We start from the raw sequence: 18718 nt of genomic DNA on the forward strand, positions 1-18718 counted from the left end.
AAGGGGATAAAGTCTAGGGTTCGGGTGACGCGCAGGACTACGGTCAGTCGCCACGTGAGATATGCGCCAGTCTCTGCCTCAATTTGGCCACGACTTCCGGTCTCGCGCCGGCCAAGTTCTTGGTTTCGCCGGGATCGGTTCCGAGATCGTAAAGTTCCTCCTCGACCTTGGGCCCCTTGACGCTCGGGGGAAATTGATCACTGATGTACTTGTACGCCCCTGCGACGAGCGCGCGGCGACCGTTCACATCGCGCAACACGAGATCCTCGCGCTGATATCTTTCGCCCGGATGGGTGAGCAATGCTCGGAAGCTTCGACCGTCGAACTGCTCGTCTTGCAGGGGCGTATCGATCACCTCGGCGAGCGTGGGAAACAGGTCGATGGTGGACACGGTGCCTGTCGCCACGGCCCCGCTCGTGAGTCTGTCCGGCCAGCGGATCACCATCGGCACGCGGAAGCCGCCATTGTAGATCTGGTGTTTGTCGCCCCGGTGATCGCCGTTGGGCTTGAGACCGGCGGCTATGGCCTGCCGCTCGGGCGTCTTTCCATCCTCCGGGATGTCGCCGCCGTTGTCGCTGGTGAAGACGAAAAGCGTATTCTGATCCAGGCCGCGCACCTTCAGGGCGTCCACCAACAGCCCGACCGAGTAATCCAGGTCGTGGATGAAATCTCCGTAAGCGCCGGCGGAACTCGTTCCTCGCATGCGTTCGGAGGGCATGATGGGGTGATGCACCGCCACCGGAGCGAAGTAGATGAAGAACGGCTTGGTTCGATCGCGTCGGTCGATCCAGGCGATCGCCTTTTCCGTGATGACCTTCATGACTTCCGGCTCGTTCCTCTGCGGCGCATCGTAGCCCGCATACTGCTTGCCGTAGTAGCTCTTGCCGTAGGGGGACGTGCGCTTGCTCCTCAGGCCGAAGATGCCGTCGTTCTCGACATAGACCTTGTGCACATCGTCCATGTTGTTCGGCACCCCGAAATGATGGTCGAACCCGACGCAGTTGGGCCCGACCGCGGCCGCATCCGCGAGGCTCTGGAAGGGGGCGGCGCCATAACCCAGGTGCCACTTTCCGAAGTGAGAGGTCTGATAACCCCGCTGCTTCAGCCAGAGCGCCAAAGTCACCCGCCCATTTTCAATCAGCAGGGGATCATATTCGTCCACCACCGCGTGCTTGAGGTGCGTGCGCCAGGAGTAGCGGGCGGTGAGAAAGTCATAGCGGGTCGGCGAACAAACCGATGCGGTCGTGTAGGCCCGGTCAAAACGGATGCCTTCTTTGGCCAGTTGATCGATATGCGGTGTTCTAACGAGACCGGGATCGGCGCCGTAGGCACCAACCGAACCGTAGCCGAGGTCATCGGCCAGAACGATGACGACATTGGGGCGATCCTGGGCGAAGGCAGCGGTGGCGAACCACAGGGCAAAGGCAGACCCGAGGACCTTGCCTGGTTTGAGCCGTGATTTCATGAGGGAGGAGAGGGAGGGGTGCGGGGGAGGCGGTCTGTTGATCCGGCAGAGCTACGGCGGGGAGAGTTCTCCCGCCAGGCTACCCGGCTGGCCCCAATCCGGTGGGCGATCGACGAAACGCGGCACGCGGAAGCCCACCTCCCGCGCCAGCCGGTTATGTTCCGCGAGCATCCGCGCCTTCAGCGCGGCGGCGGCGGGATCATCGATGAGGTTTTGGGTTTCGTAGGGATCGCTTTTGAGGTCGAACAGTTCGGTCCAGGCCGGGTGCCCGGGATACTTGATCAATTTGGCATCGACGGTGCGCACCGCGGTCAGGTCCGGCACGCGGGTGTTATTCTGGTTCTCCGTGAAGTATTCGTAGAACCAACTCTGCCGCCAGGATGCCGCCGGTCCGGTCAGCAACGGCCGCCAGCTTCGGCCCTGCATCGCCGGCGCCGCCAAGCCGGCGAAATCCAGCAGCGTAGGAGCCAGGTCCAGATTGAGCACCATCTCATCCACGACACGGCCCCGGGCCGCAGGCCCCAGCGCGGGGAAACGTACGAGAAAGGGAACCCGCAAGCTCTCGTCGTAGGCACTGCGCTTGTCGCCCGTGGCGTGCGCGCCAAGATAAACCCCATTGTCTGAGGTGAAGACGACGATCGTGTTTTCCGCCATTCCCGATTGCTTGAGCGCCGCCAGGAGGCGCCCTACGCAATCATCCATGGCCTTGAGGCAGCGAAAATAGCCGAGGTTGGTGGTCGCGGTGGGCGGAACCGCCTGACTGCTGCGGTTCTTGCCCTGGGCGCGCAGATAGGGAGGCGGCGTGTTGAAATTGGGCACGGTCCGGGCGACGGCCCCGGCGTACAAATCCTTGGTCCGGGCCGGGGGCTCCCAGGGCTGGTGCGGTGTCTTGAAGCCGAGAACGAGCGACCAGGGTTTGGGTGAGGCCTTTTGTCTTTCGATAAAGGCGATCGCGTAGTCAGTGGCGGCGTCGTCGACCCACCCAGTGGAGGAGGTTTCCTTCCCATCAACGATGAAGGGGCAGTTCTCGTAACGTCCGTGCCCCAAATAAGTGGCGTGATGGTCGAATCCGGGCCGTTCCCGCTGGTTGTCCATGTGCCACTTTCCAACGTAGGCCGTCGTGTAGCCGGCCTCACGCATCAAGGTGGCATGCGTGACGTTGCTGGCGGCAAAGGGTCGAAAGTTGGACGCGATGCCGTTGCCATCCTCGTGATTATAGAGACCGGTCAGGTTCACCGCGCGGCTGGGAGAACACAGGGAATTGGTCACAAAAGCGTTGCGAAAACGCACCCCCTCGGAGGCGAGCCGGTCCAAGTTGGGCGTATCCAGCCAGGGGAAACGACCCTGCGCGCCCTGCTCCCTTTGGACGATCGAAAGGGCGTCGTAGGATTGGTCGTCGGTGATGATGAAGAGGACGTTGGGCCGGGCAGGCGGCTCCGCCGCGATGGCACCGGGCAGAGCAAGGGAAAGCCCGATGAGCCTTGCGGCGAAGACGGTACGGATGAGGTGGCGCACGGGAACAACTGGAGACAATTCTGCTATTTTCTTTCCGGCATCTGAAGGCTGAGAGGAATCTCCCGTCGCAGCATTTTGGCCCCGAGGCCCGTCAGCCAGAGATAGTGATCCGAAGGTACGCCGTCATTGCCGACGAAATGGAACCGATCACTTACGGGTGGGTTGTCTGAAACCTTGAAGATGGCGGTGCCCTCGTCGATCTCATCAAACATGGCCACATAGATCATCTCGGCGCCGGCGCTGATCATGGTGGTCATCTGGTCCCAGTAGAAGCGTCCGCCCAACCGGGGGATGGCACCGTAGGCCGTGTAGCGGGCGAGATCCGGTTTGCCCAGCGACAGATTCCTCCAGCTGAAACCGGGATAGATCAGGGGCGCGTAGTCCACCCCCCGTTCCTTGGTCCATCGGATGTCCGCCAGGACGTGATCCCTGATGTGCTCGATCGGATTGTGGACCAGGGGAGTCCAGCGCTGGGCCATCCAAGGCATGACAATATCCACGGACTCGATCAGCTCGTGCAGATAGGGGGCGCTCGTGCAGTCCTTGTCCAAATCCCGAAAGTAGGTGGGCACTCCGAGCATCACGGAACACCCGCCATATACCGGATCATTTTTGAGAAAATCGATGAGTCGGTTGATCCCGATATTCCGGATATTGTAGCTGCGATCGGGAAACCCCACCCCCCAGATCGCGACGAGGGGTTTGCCGTTGTGGTAGAGGTAAGGTTGGTCCGCTCCCTGGTTGGTCACCTTCAGTTCGTCGACCAGCATCTTCCAGTCTTCGATGACCGAAGAGCAGTCCTCTCCGGTGGTTTTCAGGCCTGACAGGTCGTACATCACCGCCAGGGCCCGGCCGTTGGCCTTGGCGGCAGCCAGGGCGTTGCGCAGAATATGGTCCTGGGACTTGTCCGACTTCTGATGGCCCCGCGTGACGTGAAAGAATCGCTGCATGAACACCCCGTCCACGCCGTATTGCTGCATCCATTTGAAATGCAGCTCCGTCGTGCTCCGGTCGGCGGAGCTGAATACCTTGGCGACGCTGCCGCCGGGATGCGTGAAGCTTGTGGGATAGATCTTTTCGTATTCAGAAACATCCGGCCAAAAATCGATCGTGACGCTTTCCGCATCGAACTTCTTGTTCCGGCCATAATGGACCCAGCCTTCGCCGGAGCTGTCCCCTTCAGCGCGGAACCATCCCTGATAGCCGGCCATCACCAAGCCCTTGTAGGTGGGATGCCGGGTGGAAGGTCCGTGTTTGTTCTCGGCGGAAAGACCGGGAATGGAGGCCAGGAGGCATAGAAACGCCAAGAGTGGGGGCAGGAGTGTTTTCATGAGCTTGAATAGGGGTGAAGGCCCCCAAGTGAAGCGGCTAATTTAGAAATAAAAAATCCAGCTGGATCGCTTCGGAGAAGGTTCCAGCTGGATCGTTGGGCGGCTCCGCGTCCGGCCGAAGCGCGGCCGCGGAGCCCAACTGACTTTAGAATCTCATCCCGGCCGTGAGCTCGTAGGTGCGCGGCTGCACGTAGATCCGCTGTAGGTAGTGCGGCACGCCATTGCCGTAATCGACGGCGCTGTTGGGATAGGTTTCGCTGTCGTCCAGAATGTTCCGCACCCGCAGTGACACCGACCAGTTGGTGTTTCGATCAAGGAGCTTGGTCTTCCAGGAATATGAGGCGAAAGCGCTCGTGATAAACGACTCCGCGCCCTTGAAGGGATTTTTCGTGTCGAAGGTGCCGGCCACCTCCGGGTACCCGATGGTGTTGGCATCGCGCCAGCGCACATCCCCACCCACCCGCAGGCCCTTCAACGGGCCTTCGTCGAAGGCGTAGCTGCCGACCAGATTCACGATCCAGTTGTTGCCCCGAATGCGGGATCCGCCGATCTGCGCTTCGTGGTAGTTCAGGCGGCGGGCCATGCCGTCAATATACTCTCCGATGGTCCGGGTGGCGTTGAACGTAGGATTGGCGATCGGCGCGCGGATCGCCGCATCAGTCGCGTAGGGTTTGACGTATTGGTCAAACCACGGCCGCGTGAATTTGTAAGTGGCGTTCAAGGTGGAGTCGTTGTAGGAGACGTTGACCAAGATCCGGAGCTGTTTGGTGGGATTGAGGGTGGCCTCCAGTTCGTAGCCTTCCGTCTTGTCCGACTCCACGTCCGACCAGAGCTGATTGCCCGTGTAATTGGCAAAGCGGGGAGATCCGGCCACCTTGTCTCCAAAACCATTGAGGACCATGCCTTCGAGATATCTTTCGACGTAACCGTTCTGACGGGCCATTTCGATGCCGATGGCTCCATCGCGAAGGGGGTCCGAGACGCGGTTCAGGAGTTCGTTGCTGAAGTAGTTCAGCTTGAGTATGACCCGGTCATCCCAAAAAAAGCCGCGCAATCCCAAATCGAAACCTTCGCCCTCCTGATCGGGCAGCCGTTCGTTGAAGATGTTATAGTTGGTGCCACCGGCACCCACGGTGTTCGTGGCCGTGTTAGCATACACATCCAGCCACTTGGCGACCCGGACCACGGCGCCGAAATTGTAGTTCTTGACCGAGGACTCGGTCGCCGGGCTGAAAGCACCTTCGCCCCGGTTGCTAAAAAGCTTGGTGACTGGATTCTGGGTGAAGACAAAATTCTTCGAGCTGATATCATCCTGCCGGATGCCCCCGGTGAGGATCAACCGCCGGGAGAACAGTTCCCATTGACCGATGGCGGCATAGGATTTGGTTGTTTCGGGCGCGTAAACGGGATTCAGACGGTTCAAGAAACCCGAGGAGATCGCGGGGATAACGCCGCCTGGAACCGAGGCGTTGGCGGTCTGGTTGATTGTGGCGGTCCGATAGTCGAGGGCGGGAAAGTGGACCGGTTGCCCCGGCAGCAGGTAATAACGCCGACGAATCTGATTTTGGGTATCACCAACGACGCCGGTCGTCAGCTGCGAGGTGCTGGTCATTTCCTCCGGCTGGGAGAAATAGCTGTCTGTCGACCGGTAGTAATGAAATGCAACCACGCTGAATTTTCCGAGATCAAACCCATTGATCGGCTCGATGCCACTCAGGTCGAATTGATGGGTCAGGGTTGCACGGAACTGTTTGGTCACCGTGTCGCGGCGCTCGAGCTTGGCGTTGCCCTCGACATAGGGGACGCCGAAATAGGGATTGAGCGGCTTGGTGGGATCCGGATTGTTCGACGCCAGCTGGGTTGGGAGATAGTAGTTGGGGTCGATAAAGACTTCGTAGTCGCCGCGGGTGATGGGCTGCCAATCCTCGTTGAAGACGTCTTCGTAGGATCCAGCCACCTCGAGGTAGGTCTTCTCCAGCAACTTCTGCTGCAAGGAAGCCGAATACTTGTCGTAGAGAGTGTCGAAGTGTTCCGACGGTCCGGGCACCATGGTGTCCAGCGGGAAGTTTACCCCCGGCACGACGGTTAGTTCTGAAATGCTGGTCTGGTTTTGGTTGTTCCCATTTACGCGGACTTCCGATCCGCGAGATTTCCACTTAAAGTTCTGCACACCCAGCTCGGGGGCGTTCATGATATAGACGAGATAATTGGTGGTGGAGAATCCCTGGGTGACCCCGGTGATAAGATTGCGGGCGGCATTGCGGGCTGTCGTGCTGCCGGAAGTGACGAGGAGATTGTCGATCCGGTTGGCCTTATTGAATGGGGTCAGTGGGCTGCTTAACCAGGCGGAAACACTGTCATAGGCCAGGTAGGACCTGGGGACGGATTCTTCAAGCCGCCCCATTTCCGCATTCAGGTTGATCGTTGTGTTCTTGAACGGCTGGATCGTGAAATTGATATAGGCGGAATTCCGCCGCGCATATTGCAGGTCGCGGGGGGTGCGTTGATCGGTGGAGAGGGCGGCAAAGCGGACCGCGAGCTTCTTGGGGATGAGGATCTGATTGGTATCAACACTGATGCGTTTGGATCCCTCGGAGTCGAATCGGACCTCTGCGCCATAACTGTTGGTGCTGAACCGGCCCTGCTTGGCCGTGGCGTCGAGGCCACCACCCACCGAACCCAGGCCAAAGAGCAAGGAGTTCGGTCCCCGCGATTGGGTGAGCGTCTCGGTGTTGTAGTTATCCACCTTGATGCGACTGGTGAAGAAATTGTTGGTCAGCGCGGTGGAACGGAAACCACGAACCATGTAGGGCGTGCCCGTGCGGTTGGTCACTCCCTCCGTATCCGAGGCGTCCCCCTTGAATTCGCGGGTGCTGGGCAGGAACTCCAGGGCTTCCTGGTAGTTCACCGCTCCGATATCCCGCATGAATTCTTCCGTGAGAACCGTGATCGGGTTCGCCAGATCACGGATCTGGGACTTCAATTGCGTCCCGGATAGGGTCTCGGACGCGTAATAGCCGCTGGTGGAGTCCGCGGTCACGACGAAGGGATTCAGCACGATCGTTTCCTGCTCCTGGCCCGCCGGGGCGGTCGGAGCCGTCTGGGCAAACGCAGGTAAAGGCAGGAAAATCAGACTCATTCCCATTATGAGGGGGAGACTGGCGGGGGCGGGTCTTGGGGTTTTCATGGCTGTGGTGTTTGGCCGTCTGCGGCGCGACGCTGAGCGACCGGCCGATGGCGACAATGTCAGATTCAGGTGGGGTTGAGGGGTTTTGGGGTTGGGACTACAGATAGCGTGGGGGCTGGGCACGGACCTAGCAGCTGTCTGGGCTTAGCCTCGCATATTCCCAACGCGGCAAACATCCCATGTTCGGGGGATGGCGGGCGACGGTTGCGGTCACTATGATCCGCTGATCGCCGGCGTTTGTCGGGCAAAATAAGCCCGGAGAGCGCGCGGGAGCTAACCCGCAATTCTCAAACCCAGCTTGTGTGACTGCACAGCAATCATCCCCATGAATATACGCCTTCTCCCGCTTGTGCCCTACGGTCTGTTGCTCCCGATTCTCTCCCTGGCGGCACCGGCTCCGCCGAGCGCGGACGTGTCGGATCGGGTGTCGGTCCGACCTGAACTGACCATCTCCACTCTCGGGTTCGGCTCCTGCGCCCGCCAGGAGCGGCCCCAGCCCATCTGGGAGGCCATCAATGCGGCGCATTGCGATGCCTTTGTCCTGTGCGGTGACAACATCTACGGTGATTCCGCCGACCCGGACGTGCTCCGTGTCAAATACGCCTTGCTTGCCGCCATGCCGGGCTTCGCTCAGCTCCGCCAGGCCACCCCGCTCTACGCCACGTGGGACGATCATGATTATGGTCTCAATGACGGCGGCGCCGGGTTTCCCGGTGCCGCGGCGGCCCAAAAGGAATTTTGCGATTTCTTCCAGGTGCCGAGCGATTCGCCTCGGCGCACTACGCCGGGCGTGTTCGACTGCGTCACGTTTGGGCCGGCGGGTAAGCGGGTTCAGCTCATTCTGCTGGATACGCGGACGTTCCGCTCGCCGTTGAAAAAGGATCCGAGCAACGCGAAGGTCACGCGGCCAAACACCGACCCGGACGCGACGATACTTGGTGCCGGGCAATGGGCCTGGCTTGAGCGCCGCCTGCGCGAGCCGGCTGAGATCCGCGTGGTGATTTCCAGCATCCAATTGGTCGCGACGGAACACGGTTCCGAGAAATGGGATAATTTCCCCGCGGAACGCACGCGATTTCTGGCGATGCTCCGCCGCACCCAAGCCCATGGCGTGGTGGTGATCAGCGGAGACCGTCATCTCGCGGAGCTTGCCATGCTGGCCCCGACCGACGGCGCGCCCTATCCGCTCCACGATCTGACCAGCAGCGGTCTGAATCAGCCGATCGCGCAAGAACCTGCGGCTCGGGCAAAAGCCCTGACCGGGGTTGAGGCCGGGCCAACGCCCCCGAAGCCGCAACCCAATCGGCATCGGCTCCACGAGCGTCCCTACACGGGCTCCAATTTCGCTCTCTTGCGGGTCAAGTGGGCTGGGGCCGCGTCATCCCTGCGCCTGGAAGTCTGCGGGTTGGGGGGGGAGGTGGTGCTTTCCCGCGACATCCCGCTCGCGGAGCTCCGCCCGAGATCCCAATGATCCGGCCGGGCCGAGCTGCCACGTCATCCCTTCGTTTTTGCCGGGAGGTGCTGTTTGCTGAAGAAAGTATCCGGATCCATCGCCTCAAGTTCGGTGGCGTTCGGACCGCCGCCGAACTGTTGCCAGTAAAGTTCCTTGAAGGGATTCAGCTTCGGCAGCGGGGCGTCTTCGTTGACGAGCTGCGGGCGCATCTCATCCCACCACTGGTCGTAATTAGCAGCCAGTTTTTGCACCACGCCGGGGTGGGTGGCCGCCACGTCGTGCTGTTCACCGGGATCGTTGACGTAGTCGTAAAGTTGCCACGCCGGTTCGGTTGCACCCTTGATTGAGACGAGGCGCCAGCGGGAGTCGCGGATCGCGACGTTGCGGTATTTCCAGGCTTCGGGCGGGGTGCCGCGGGGCCAGCGACCGACGTGGGTGACGAGCGTGCGGTCGGCCCAGGGAGCGACGGGGTTTTCCAGCAGTGGCACGAGGCTGCGGCCCTCGATCTGGGCGCGGGTCTCGGCGGCGAGGGGCACGCCCGCGAGTTCCGCCAGGGTCGGGAAGAAGTCGATGTGAGCGGCCGGCACCGCGACCTCGCCCGGGGTGATCCGACCCGGCCAAGACCAGAACGAGACGGCGCGCACCCCGCCTCGCCAGGGCGTGACTTTCTGGCCGCGCATGCCGTGGTTCCAAATGCGGACGCCGCTGAGGCCGCCATTGTCGGTCATGAAGATGACGAGAGTGTCGCGCTCGAGGCCACGGACTCTGAGGTGATCGAGCAGGCGGCCGACATTGTCGTCAATGTTGGCCACCATGCCCAGATACTTGGCGGTCTCGGCGTCGGGAGCTATGCCCGCGTAACGGGCCTCGTCTGCCGGCCGCACTTGGAGTGGGATGTGCGGGGCGTTGGTGGCGAGGTGAGCGTAGAAGGGTTTTCCAGTCGCGGCCGCCACGTCGATCCAGCGCATGGCCTGATTGAAGAAAACATCGGTGCAGTAACCAACGGTCCTTTCGAATTTCCCGTTGTGATAGATCGTGGGGTCAAAGTAGGTGTTGCCAGGGGCGTCGCCACAGGACCCGGGATAGGTCTGGCCGATGCCGCCGGCGCCATGGATGAAGACCTCGTCGAAGCCGCGACGCTCGGGGCGGTAGGCCGCTTCGTCGCCGAGGTGCCACTTGCCGAAGATGCCGGTGGCATAGCCGGCGGTGCGGAGCACCTCGGCCAGCGTGGTGGCGTCGAGGGTCAGGCGTTCCCGCTCGAGGATGGTGTGGGTGACGCCGTTCTTAAACTCGTGGCGGCCGGTGAGCAACGCGCTGCGGGTGGGAGCGCAGGTCGGGCTGACCTGAAAATCCGTGAAACGCACGCTTGCGGCGTGGAGCCGGTCGAGATTCGGCGTTTGGAGGATCGGATGACCGTGGGCGGCGATGTCCCCGTAGCCCTGATCGTCGGTGAGAATGAACACGATGTTGGGCGGCCTGACCGGCGCAGCCGGAAGGGCGCAGGCAAGCACCAGGGGGCACAACCAGACCAGGAATTTCATATTGGTTTCGGGAGTCCAGAGCGGCCGCGGGTGGGACCGTAAGTCATGGGCCGGGAGAAGAGCGGCCGGGACCAGCGGCGGCGAGCGCCGCCGAGAGCCGGTCGCTCAGATCACGGATGAGGTCCGGATGCGCCGCAGCGACATTATGGTCCTCCTCGGGGTCAAGAGTGTGATCGTAGAGTTCGCTGGTTCCGTCGCTCCAGCGGGTGAAGCGCCACTGGTCGGTGCGGATGGAATCACCGCGCGAACGGCCGCGGACCACGATCGTGATGGCGGCGGGTTTGCCCGCGCCCTTCGGGTCGCGCAGGAGCGGGAGCAGGCTCTGACCCGCAAGATTCGGCGGCGGGGTGAGCCGGCAGAGCTCGGCGACCGTGGGATAGAGATCGATGAACTCCACCAGCCCGCGGGCGACACCGGGTTTGATCCCGGGTGCGGCGATGAGCAGCGGTGCCCGGCAGGTGCGCTCAAACAGCGTGTCCTTGTTCCACCAGTCGCGCTCGCCCAGATGATAGCCGTGGTCGCCGAGCAGGATCACGATGGTGTTCTCCCAGAGGTTGAGCCGGTCGAGCGTGGCGAGCACGCGCCCGACCTGGGCGTCCACATAGGTGGTGCAAGCATAGTAGGCGCGCAGAAACTCCTCCCGGTCGCGGTCGGCAAATTGGGCAAACGCGGCACCGAGCCCTCCGAACCCGACGGCCAGCGGCGGTGCGGGCGTTTGGTCGCCGGGCGGGCGCGTCAGGCGGAGCGAGCCTTCGGGGTAGAGATCGAAATATTTCTTCGGGGCGAGAAACGGATCATGCGGTTTCATGAAGCCGGCACCGATGACCCACGGCCGGTCGTCGCACCGCTCAATTTCCTCGATGACCGCGCGGGCGATCTGTCCGTCGGGCTGGTCGTCGTCGTCACCGTCCATGGCGCCCCAGTGACACCAAGACAATTTTCCGTTCGAGAGATCGCGGCCGGCCAGCTTGATCCTGCCACGCGGAGTGGCCTCATACGGCCGGGCGGTGTGCCAGGACAGCGGCAGATCAGCCCACTGCGCACGCAAGGCCTCGTCGCGTCCGCCGCCCAGATGGAGAATCTTGCCGAATGCGGTCGAGTGGCGACCGTCGTTCTTCAGCAACTGGGGCAGCGTGACGACCTCCGGCAGGCGTTCCCGAAGAATCGTGTGGTTGTCGGTGACGCCGGTTTGGTCGGGCCGCAGGCCGGTGAGGAACGAACTGCGGCTGGCATTGCAGACGGGGTATTGCACGTAGGCGCGGTCGAAACGGACCGCGCGGGCGGCGAGCCGATTGATGTGGGGGGTCAGCACGGCGGGATTGCCGTAGCAGCCGAGAGTGTCGCGCAGATCGTCGATCGTGATGAGCAGAACGTTGAGCTTGCCCGCCGACGTCGTGGCGGGGGCTCCGCAGCATAGGGCGGTAAGGCCGGCAAACAGTAGCAGATAAGGTCTCATGGAGTGGTGGCGGTGGTGACAGGCAGGGGTGGTTCGGCGGTGGGGGGGAGTTCGCCCCGGATGACCTTGCCGGCGAGTCCGGTCAGACGAAGGTAGTGATCGCTTCGCAGACCCTCGTAGGTGACGAACTTGGCGCCATTGCCGACTGGCGGCGTGTTGGTCACCTTGAAAATCGCGGTGCCTTCATCGACCTCGTCGAACATGGCGACATACAGCATGCTGGCGCCGGCGTCTTTGGCGGCAGCGATCTGCGACCAGAAGAACCGGCCTTGCAGCCGGGGAATGTCATCGAGTGGAGCGTCCTTCATGTTGTGCCAGCTGAAACCGGGAAAGGCGACGGGGAGAAAGTCGATCTGGCGCTCGCGGAGCCAGGCGATGTCCGGTTGCCACACGGTGGCTGCGTGGGTGGTCGCGGCCTCCGGCGTGCGATAGCGGCCCGGGGTCCAAGGGGAGACCACATCGGCCAGGGCGATGAGTTCATGCAACATGGGATCTGGCACCGAGTCGCGGGTCAACGTGCGCCACTGGCTGGGCACGCCGAGCATGATGGCGAGGCCGCCGCTGGTCTTGTCCTCCTTCAGAAACGTGAGAATCTTGCGCCAATCCTCGAGCGTGGGCCGGGGTTTGTCGTGATCGAGGAAACCACAACCCCATAGAGCCAAAAGGGGTTTGCCCCGGTGATGCAGGTAGTTCGGATCGCTCGTGAGCCGGGTGTCGCGGAGCAGTTTTTTCCAGTCGTCGATCAGCACATCGGCATGCCCGGGACGGAGGCCACTGAGGTCATACATGAGGGCGTAAACGCGTCCGTGGGCGCGCGCGCCCGCCCGGACATTTTCGAGGACTGCGTTGTTGGCGGCGAGGGAGGTGCCACGGGCCAGTGAGCTGACGAAACGTTGTAGAAAAACGCCGTCGATGCCGTGCTCTTCCATCCACGCAAAGTGCCGGACCACGGTGGGGCGGCGATAGGAGCTGAACACCTCCGCAGGAGTGCCATCGGCATGCCGCAGCTTGGTTGGAAAACGCTCGGAGGCAGGGAACTCGCTCAAATCCGGCCAGAGATCCACTCGCACGTTGTCCGGCGCCGGCTGTTTGCCGTCACGAGTCCAGTGGTTGTAACCCCGGCCGGAGCCATCGCCCTCGGCGTTGAACCAGCCTTGGTAACCGACCATGACCTTGCCCGTCAGGGAGGACGAGTTGACCGGCTTGGTGCCCGGTCCGGCGCAGCTGGTGAACAGCACCGCGAGTAGCGTGCTGGCGGCTAGCAGCCGCGGTAGGGAAAGGGTGGTCATGCGGAAAAGGAGGAGGGTTTGGGTGCAGAATTCAGGAAGGGGGCGGGGCAGGGGACTCAGCCGCAGCCTGCATGAGGTTTTCGTAGTGCTGGCGCAGTCGGACCACGATTTCCGGATGCGCGGCGGCCACATCGTGTTGCTCGCCGGGATCAGACTCCAAGTCGAAGAGTTGCATGGGGGCCGGGGCGTCGCCGTTGGTGAGGCCGGGATAATGGTCCGGCGAATATTGTTCGGCGGGAGCCAGAATAGTGACGCCGTCAGGACCGCGCGGGTCGAGCCAGCGTTCGCCGGGCGGCGCCCTTCGGCTGCGCTGATCCGAGGCCGGGAGCACGTGCAATTTCCAGCGGGCGTCACGGATGGTGGCAACGCGTGGCCCGAGCTGACCGAGGATCACTTTGTGGGGACTGGCGGCGTCAGAGGTCAACTGGGGCATGAGGTCGCGTCCGTCGATGACGCGGTCCGCCGGCGGCGCGATGCCCGCGGCATTCAGGGTGGTGGTGAAGAGGTCCATCATGACGGCGGGGGAGCGGTTGGTGTGGCCAGCGGGGATTTTCCCCGGCCAGCGGGCAAGGCAGGGTGTGCGGTAGCCGCCCTCGTAGGAACTGGCCTTCATGCCGCGTAACCCGCCCGTGCTCCCGCCATAAAAGGGGCCGTTGTCGCCGGCGAAGATTACGAGGGTTTTCTCCTCGAGGCCGAGTTCGCGGAGGGTCTTCATAACCTCGCCGACGCTCCAGTCGAGTTCGGTCATCACATCGCCGTATAGACCGGTTCCGGACTTCCGGTAGAATGCCTCGGACGCGGCGAGGGGTTTGTGGGGCATCGCGTGCGCGAGGTAGAGGAAGAACCCCCGCGACTGGTTGCGTTTGATGAAGTTGATCGCGCGGGCGGTGTAGCGCTGGGTGAGGTTGGCCTGCACAAGCGGATATTCAATGGGCTGCTCGCTCTCGACCAATTGCACGGGGCGCATGTCGTTGGAATACAAAATGCCGAGGTATTCATCGAACCCGCGCCGGGTGGGAAGCCACTCCGGGCGCGCGTGGCCAAGATGCCACTTGCCCACCATCCCCGTGGCGTAGCCTGCCTGCTGGAAGAGCTGGGCCAGGGTGATTTCGCCGGTGGGCAGATGGAGGCTGTCTTCCTCGGCGCGCTGCCCGTCGGGAGCCGGGTTGCCCGTCAGGCCATGGCGGAATGGATAGCGTCCCGTGAGCAGCGATGCCCGGGTGGGCGCGCAATAGGGGGCCGGACAATTAAACTGCGTGAAACGTGCACCGGTGGCGGCCAGCCGGTCGAGGTTTGGCGTTTTCACGGTCGGGTGCCCGTAACAGCCGAGGTCGCCGTAACCGAGATCGTCGGCGAGGATGATGACGACGTTGGGACGTTCCGCCGAATCAGGCGCACCGGCGTGCAGCAGGCCGGTGCAGGTGAGGAGAAGGGATGAAAGGAGGGCGGTCAGTTTCATTTTAGGGTAAGTTCCAGAAGACTTTCTTTTCGGCGCCCATCTCAAACACCAGTTCCTTGCCGGCCATGATGTCGACATAGGTGACGAAGGGCGTCTTCAATTGCTCTCCATTGAGGGTTACACGCTGGACATAGGGGTGATTCGCGGTCCCGTTTTTCATGCGCACGACAAAGAACTTTCCGTTCGGCAACGTCACTCGGGCTTCGTCAAACAGCGGACGGCCGAGTGAGAAATTCGGGTCGCCCGGCGCCACCTGATAGATGCCCAGCGCACTCAGCACGAACCACGCGGACATCTGGCCGGCGTCTTCGTTGCCAATCAGGCCAGCGGGGGTGGCGAGGTAAAACTCGGTCATGATCTGGTGGACGATGTCCGCGGTGCGCCAGGGCTGCTCCGCCCAGTTGAACAAATAGGCGGTGTGGTGACTCGGCTCGTTGCCGTGGGCGTATTGGCCGATCAGCCCAGTGACGTCGCTGGAGATGTGTGCACCCGTGAGGCGGGAGTCGGTTGTGAACAAGGCATTCAGTTTTGCCGCGAAGGGCTCCCGTCCGCCGAATAGGTTCATCAGACCCGGAACATCGTGCGGCACAAACCAGGTCCATTGCCAGGCGTTGCCTTCCACATAGCCGAGGACGCGGGCGTCGGTGTCGGTGGGGGTAAAGGGCGTCACCCAGGTGCCGTCAGAATTCTTCGCCCGCATGAAGCCGGTGGCGGGGTCGAAATACTTGCGGTAATAGCCCGCGCGCCCGATATACTCCGCGGCCGTTTCCTCGCGGCCCAGAGCTCGGGCCAACGTGGCGATGGTCCAGTCATTGTAGGCAAACTCCAGCGCCTTGGAGATGGATCGGGTTTCGAGATCGGCCGGAATATGGCCCTTGGTCGCGTTGTAGAGCTTGGCCTTCGGCATGAGCCGCGCTCGGGTATCGTCCGAGTTGTAGGGAATCGGCTTCTGGTCGTCATACCGCGACGCAAACACGACCGCCTCCATCGCCTTGTCTAGATCGTAGTCGCGCAGCCCCTTGACGTAGGCGTCCACGATCACCGGCACGGCGTGGTAGCCGATCATGCAGCCCGTGTAGTTGGAGGCCAATTCCCACATCGGAAGGATGCCGCCCTCGTCATGTTTGCGGAGCAGGGAGCGAATCCAAGCCTGGTCCAGCTCGGGGTTGAGGATTGTGTAGAGCGGGTGCTGGGCGCGAAAGGTATCCCAGAGGGAAAAGACCGTGTAGTTAGTGTAGCCGGTGTCTTGGTGGTTCTTCTGGTCCATGCCGCGGTAGCGGCCGTCCACATCGCTGGCCACATTGGGACAGATGGCGGTGTGGTAGAGCGCGGTGGTGAAGACCGTCCGCTGCTCGTCCGTGCCGCCTTGCACCTGAATCTGCGTGAGATGCTTGGTCCAGAGCGCTGCGGCTTGCTTCACGGCACCGTCGAAGTCCCAGCCGGGCGCTTCCGCGCGCAGATTCTTCTTCGCGCCGTCGCGATCGACGTGGCTGAGACCGATTTTGACCAGCACGGTGTCGGACTCGTTCGTGGCAAAGTTGAGCCGGGCCTTGACGTTCTGTCCGGTGACGGAGGCCTTTCCCGGCTGCAGGCTGTCCGCGACAAAAAGCTCGGCGGTGAACGGCCTGGAAAACTCCGCGTGAAAATAGATCCAGCGGTTTTGCGCCCAGCCACGCACATGCCGCCACCCGGCGATCTCACGCTCGTTGAGGACTTCGATCTCCGCTGCCAGGATCTCACGATTCTGGATACTGTGCTTCAGGTCGATGACCATGCCCGCCTTCGCGGCCGGCGGGAAAGTATAGCGGTGCAGACCCACGCGCGGCGTCGCTGACAGCTCCGCTTGGACCTGAAAGCGGTCGAGCAGGACGCGGTAATAGCCCGGCGTGGCGAACTGCTTCTTTTTGTCGAAGGCGGACCGATACCCGTACTCCGGTTTCTGGGGCGTGCCCGAGCCGATGCTGATGTCGCCCGTGAAGGGCATCAGGAGCACATCACCATAGTCACCGATGCCCGTGCCACTGAGATGCGTGTGGCTGAAGCCCAAGATTTCTGCGTCAGCATCGTAGTATCCGCCGCAGGCATCCCAGCCGCTCGTGCGGGTATCCGGGCTGAGCTGTACCATGCCAAACGGCGTGGTCGCCCCGGGGAAGGTGTGGCCGTGAAACCCCGTGCCGATGAATGGATCGACCTGCTGCAAGATGTCGTCCGCATCAACAGCCGGAGACTGATTTACTCCAGCCACGGCAAGCACTGCACCAAGTGAGGCGAAAGAGATGAGTTTCATGTCGGATGAGATAAACCGCAGCCGGCAAGGGCGGTGCGACGGGGGACTGGGTTGGTGTTTCGGATCAATTGGCGTTCTTGTTGATCGGTTGATCCACCACCGCGGGCAGCGGGAAGTCCGATGCTTGGTCACCGCCGCGACCGCGTAGACGCTTGTTGTTTATTCCGCCGGCCGGCTGATTGAGCGGGATCTCCATCCCGCCCAGGAGCTGCATCTTGGCGTAGAGCTGGTTTTCCATCTCCTGGGCCAGCGGGCGAAACTGCGGATCATAAAGGAGATTGCGGGTTTCGTCGGGATCGCTCTGCAGGTCGTAGAGTTCGTCGGCATCCCACAGACCGTAATAGGTGATGTATTTGTAGCGGTCGCCGCGCAGCGAGAAGACCGTGGGCGTCTGTGGGAAGTTTTTCTCCCAGTAGTAAACGTAGAGAAAGTCTTTGCGCCACGGAACGGTCTTGCCCTCGGCCAGCGGGAGAATGCTCTGCCCGTCCATGTGCGCGGGCCTTTGCAGACCCATCGCCTCCATGACCGTCGGCGCAATGTCGATATTGGCGACCATCTCGTCCACGACGGTGCCGCCTTTGATGAGCGCGGGGCACTGCATGAGCAGGGGCACGCGGATCGAGGGTTCGTAGGCCACCCGCTTGTCGATCAGCCCGTGCTCGCCAAACATGAAACCGTTGTCGCCCATGTAAATGACGAGCGTGTCTTCATAGACGCCCATGTCCTTCAGCTGTTGCAGGACGCGGCCGATGCTATCGTCCACGGAAGAGAGGGTTTCGCAGTAGCGTTTGTAGTAGTTTTCGATGTCCAGCTCACTGTGGTAGGGGAAATCCACGCCGTGCCAGGAATTACGCTGGTCCCGCAGCCAGCGGGGTTTGAGCCGGTTGGCCGCAGTGCTCGCCTCGGACGCCGGGCGGTGGAAGGGCAGTTCCTTGAATCTGCCCTCGTATTTGGGCTCGGGCGTGAAGTTGGCGTGCACGGCCTTGTGTGACAGGTAGAGGAAGAAGGGCTTTTCGGCCGGATTCTGCTGCTTCAGCCAGTCGATGGCGTAATCGGTCAGTTCCGTGGTGATGTATCCTCTCTGCGGCACGCGCTTGCCGTCCACGTTGAGGGTATAGTTTGGGTTGGGCGCGAGGTATTCACCTTGCCCGCGGAAGCTGACCCACCGATCCCAGCCGGGCTGGGGCTCGTCGCTCTCGCCGCCCATGTGCCATTTGCCGATGAAGGCGGTAGCGTAACCGGCCTTTTGCAAATACTGCGGAAAGTACACGGTGCCCGGCGGGATCGCGCGGTTGTTGTCAATCACACGATGCCGAAACGTATAAAGTCCGGTGAGGATGGACGCACGACTGGGGGAACACAGGGCGGTCGTCACGAGCGCGTTCTTCAGGTGGGTTCCGTTTTTTGCCATCGAGTCCATGACGGGGGTCAGGGCGAATTGATGCCCCAGGAAACTCATGGCGTCGTAGCGATGATCGTCTGAGAGAATGAAAACGACGTTGCGCGGCTTGGCGCCGGCGATGCGTTCGGGGACGATGGCGGTGGGAACAGGCACGACCTCGGCAACAAGGGCGGTGCCGGCAAGCGCCAGACCCGGGAGAAGGAGGCGACGCATTGACGTGGCGAAGACTCCGCAGATCACGGCGAAACTTGAGAAAATCCGCTCCGTGGCCTTCGCAGCAGAATGGCATGATGTGAAGGTTAGCATGCTGGGTAGAGGTGAGCCCTAGAAGGG

Annotated in this window: 11 protein-coding genes; 1 reads left to right on the forward strand and 10 read right to left on the reverse strand. The window is 62.1% G+C overall.

Features of this window, described 5'->3' with window-relative positions:
* Nucleotides 1-43: 43 nt before the first annotated feature.
* The 4 genes from ESB00_RS08665 to ESB00_RS08680 all read right to left on the reverse strand — a co-directional run bounded on the left by ESB00_RS08665 (nucleotide 44) and on the right by ESB00_RS08680 (nucleotide 7450).
* The gene (locus tag ESB00_RS08665) at nucleotides 44-1465 is read right to left on the reverse strand and encodes a sulfatase family protein (protein WP_129047303.1); all 1422 of its coding nucleotides are present in this window, start codon (nucleotides 1463-1465) and stop codon (nucleotides 44-46) included.
* A 51-nt stretch (nucleotides 1466-1516) separates the two neighbouring features.
* Nucleotides 1517-2980, reverse strand: a complete 1464-nt coding sequence (locus tag ESB00_RS08670) for a sulfatase family protein (RefSeq protein ID WP_129047304.1) — start codon at nucleotides 2978-2980, stop codon at nucleotides 1517-1519.
* A 23-nt stretch (nucleotides 2981-3003) separates the two neighbouring features.
* Nucleotides 3004-4311, reverse strand: coding sequence for a glycoside hydrolase family 99 protein (locus tag ESB00_RS08675; protein ID WP_129047305.1), 1308 nt, complete (start codon nucleotides 4309-4311; stop codon nucleotides 3004-3006).
* 145 nt (nucleotides 4312-4456) lie between these two features.
* Nucleotides 4457-7450 carry a TonB-dependent receptor plug domain-containing protein gene (locus ESB00_RS08680; protein ID WP_129047306.1) on the reverse strand — a complete coding sequence of 998 codons (2994 nt, stop codon included), beginning with the start codon at nucleotides 7448-7450 and terminating at the stop codon, nucleotides 4457-4459.
* A gap of 397 nt (nucleotides 7451-7847) precedes the next feature.
* On the opposite strand from ESB00_RS08680, the gene ESB00_RS08685 reads away from it, so the two are divergent.
* Nucleotides 7848-8969 carry an alkaline phosphatase D family protein gene (locus tag ESB00_RS08685; protein ID WP_164976108.1) on the forward strand — a complete coding sequence of 374 codons (1122 nt, stop codon included), beginning with the start codon at nucleotides 7848-7850 and terminating at the stop codon, nucleotides 8967-8969.
* A gap of 23 nt (nucleotides 8970-8992) precedes the next feature.
* Here the strand turns inward: ESB00_RS08685 and ESB00_RS08690 are convergent, their stop codons facing one another.
* From ESB00_RS08690 to ESB00_RS08715, 6 genes are all read right to left on the reverse strand, one after another.
* A complete protein-coding gene (locus ESB00_RS08690; protein ID WP_129047308.1) occupies nucleotides 8993-10492 on the reverse strand; it encodes an arylsulfatase in 1500 nt (499 codons plus the stop codon).
* 43 nt (nucleotides 10493-10535) lie between these two features.
* A complete protein-coding gene (locus ESB00_RS08695; protein ID WP_129047309.1) occupies nucleotides 10536-11948 on the reverse strand; it encodes a sulfatase in 1413 nt (470 codons plus the stop codon).
* Nucleotides 11945-13237 carry a glycoside hydrolase family 99 protein gene (locus ESB00_RS08700; RefSeq protein WP_129047310.1) on the reverse strand — a complete coding sequence of 431 codons (1293 nt, stop codon included), beginning with the start codon at nucleotides 13235-13237 and terminating at the stop codon, nucleotides 11945-11947. The genes ESB00_RS08695 and ESB00_RS08700 overlap by 4 nt, the downstream gene beginning before the upstream one ends.
* 31 nt (nucleotides 13238-13268) lie before the next feature.
* Nucleotides 13269-14696 carry a sulfatase family protein gene (locus ESB00_RS08705; RefSeq protein WP_164976109.1) on the reverse strand — a complete coding sequence of 476 codons (1428 nt, stop codon included), beginning with the start codon at nucleotides 14694-14696 and terminating at the stop codon, nucleotides 13269-13271.
* A gap of 1 nt (nucleotide 14697) precedes the next feature.
* Nucleotides 14698-16983 (reverse strand): GH92 family glycosyl hydrolase, encoded by a 2286-nt coding sequence (locus ESB00_RS08710; RefSeq protein ID WP_129047312.1) that lies wholly within the window; start codon nucleotides 16981-16983, stop codon nucleotides 14698-14700.
* 64 nt (nucleotides 16984-17047) lie between these two features.
* Nucleotides 17048-18598, reverse strand: a complete 1551-nt coding sequence (locus tag ESB00_RS08715; protein WP_218938714.1) for a sulfatase family protein — start codon at nucleotides 18596-18598, stop codon at nucleotides 17048-17050.
* Nucleotides 18599-18718: the final 120 nt, after the last annotated feature.

The sequence above is a fragment of the Oleiharenicola lentus genome (assembly GCF_004118375.1).
Classification (GTDB): domain Bacteria; phylum Verrucomicrobiota; class Verrucomicrobiia; order Opitutales; family Opitutaceae; genus Lacunisphaera; species Lacunisphaera lenta.

Coding starts and splice junctions, on each gene's coding strand:
- ESB00_RS08715 (WP_218938714.1), bottom strand. CDS start 18,598: ATGCGTCGCCTCCTTCTCCCGGGTCTGGCGCTTGCCGGCACCGCCCTT.
- ESB00_RS08700 (WP_129047310.1), bottom strand. CDS start 13,237: ATGACCACCCTTTCCCTACCGCGGCTGCTAGCCGCCAGCACGCTACTC.
- ESB00_RS08675 (WP_129047305.1), bottom strand. CDS start 4,311: ATGAAAACACTCCTGCCCCCACTCTTGGCGTTTCTATGCCTCCTGGCC.
- ESB00_RS08680 (WP_129047306.1), bottom strand. CDS start 7,450: ATGAGTCTGATTTTCCTGCCTTTACCTGCGTTTGCCCAGACGGCTCCG.
- ESB00_RS08690 (WP_129047308.1), bottom strand. CDS start 10,492: ATGAAATTCCTGGTCTGGTTGTGCCCCCTGGTGCTTGCCTGCGCCCTT.
- ESB00_RS08710 (WP_129047312.1), bottom strand. CDS start 16,983: ATGAAACTCATCTCTTTCGCCTCACTTGGTGCAGTGCTTGCCGTGGCT.
- ESB00_RS08695 (WP_129047309.1), bottom strand. CDS start 11,948: ATGAGACCTTATCTGCTACTGTTTGCCGGCCTTACCGCCCTATGCTGC.
- ESB00_RS08665 (WP_129047303.1), bottom strand. CDS start 1,465: ATGAAATCACGGCTCAAACCAGGCAAGGTCCTCGGGTCTGCCTTTGCC.
- ESB00_RS08705 (WP_164976109.1), bottom strand. CDS start 14,696: ATGAAACTGACCGCCCTCCTTTCATCCCTTCTCCTCACCTGCACCGGC.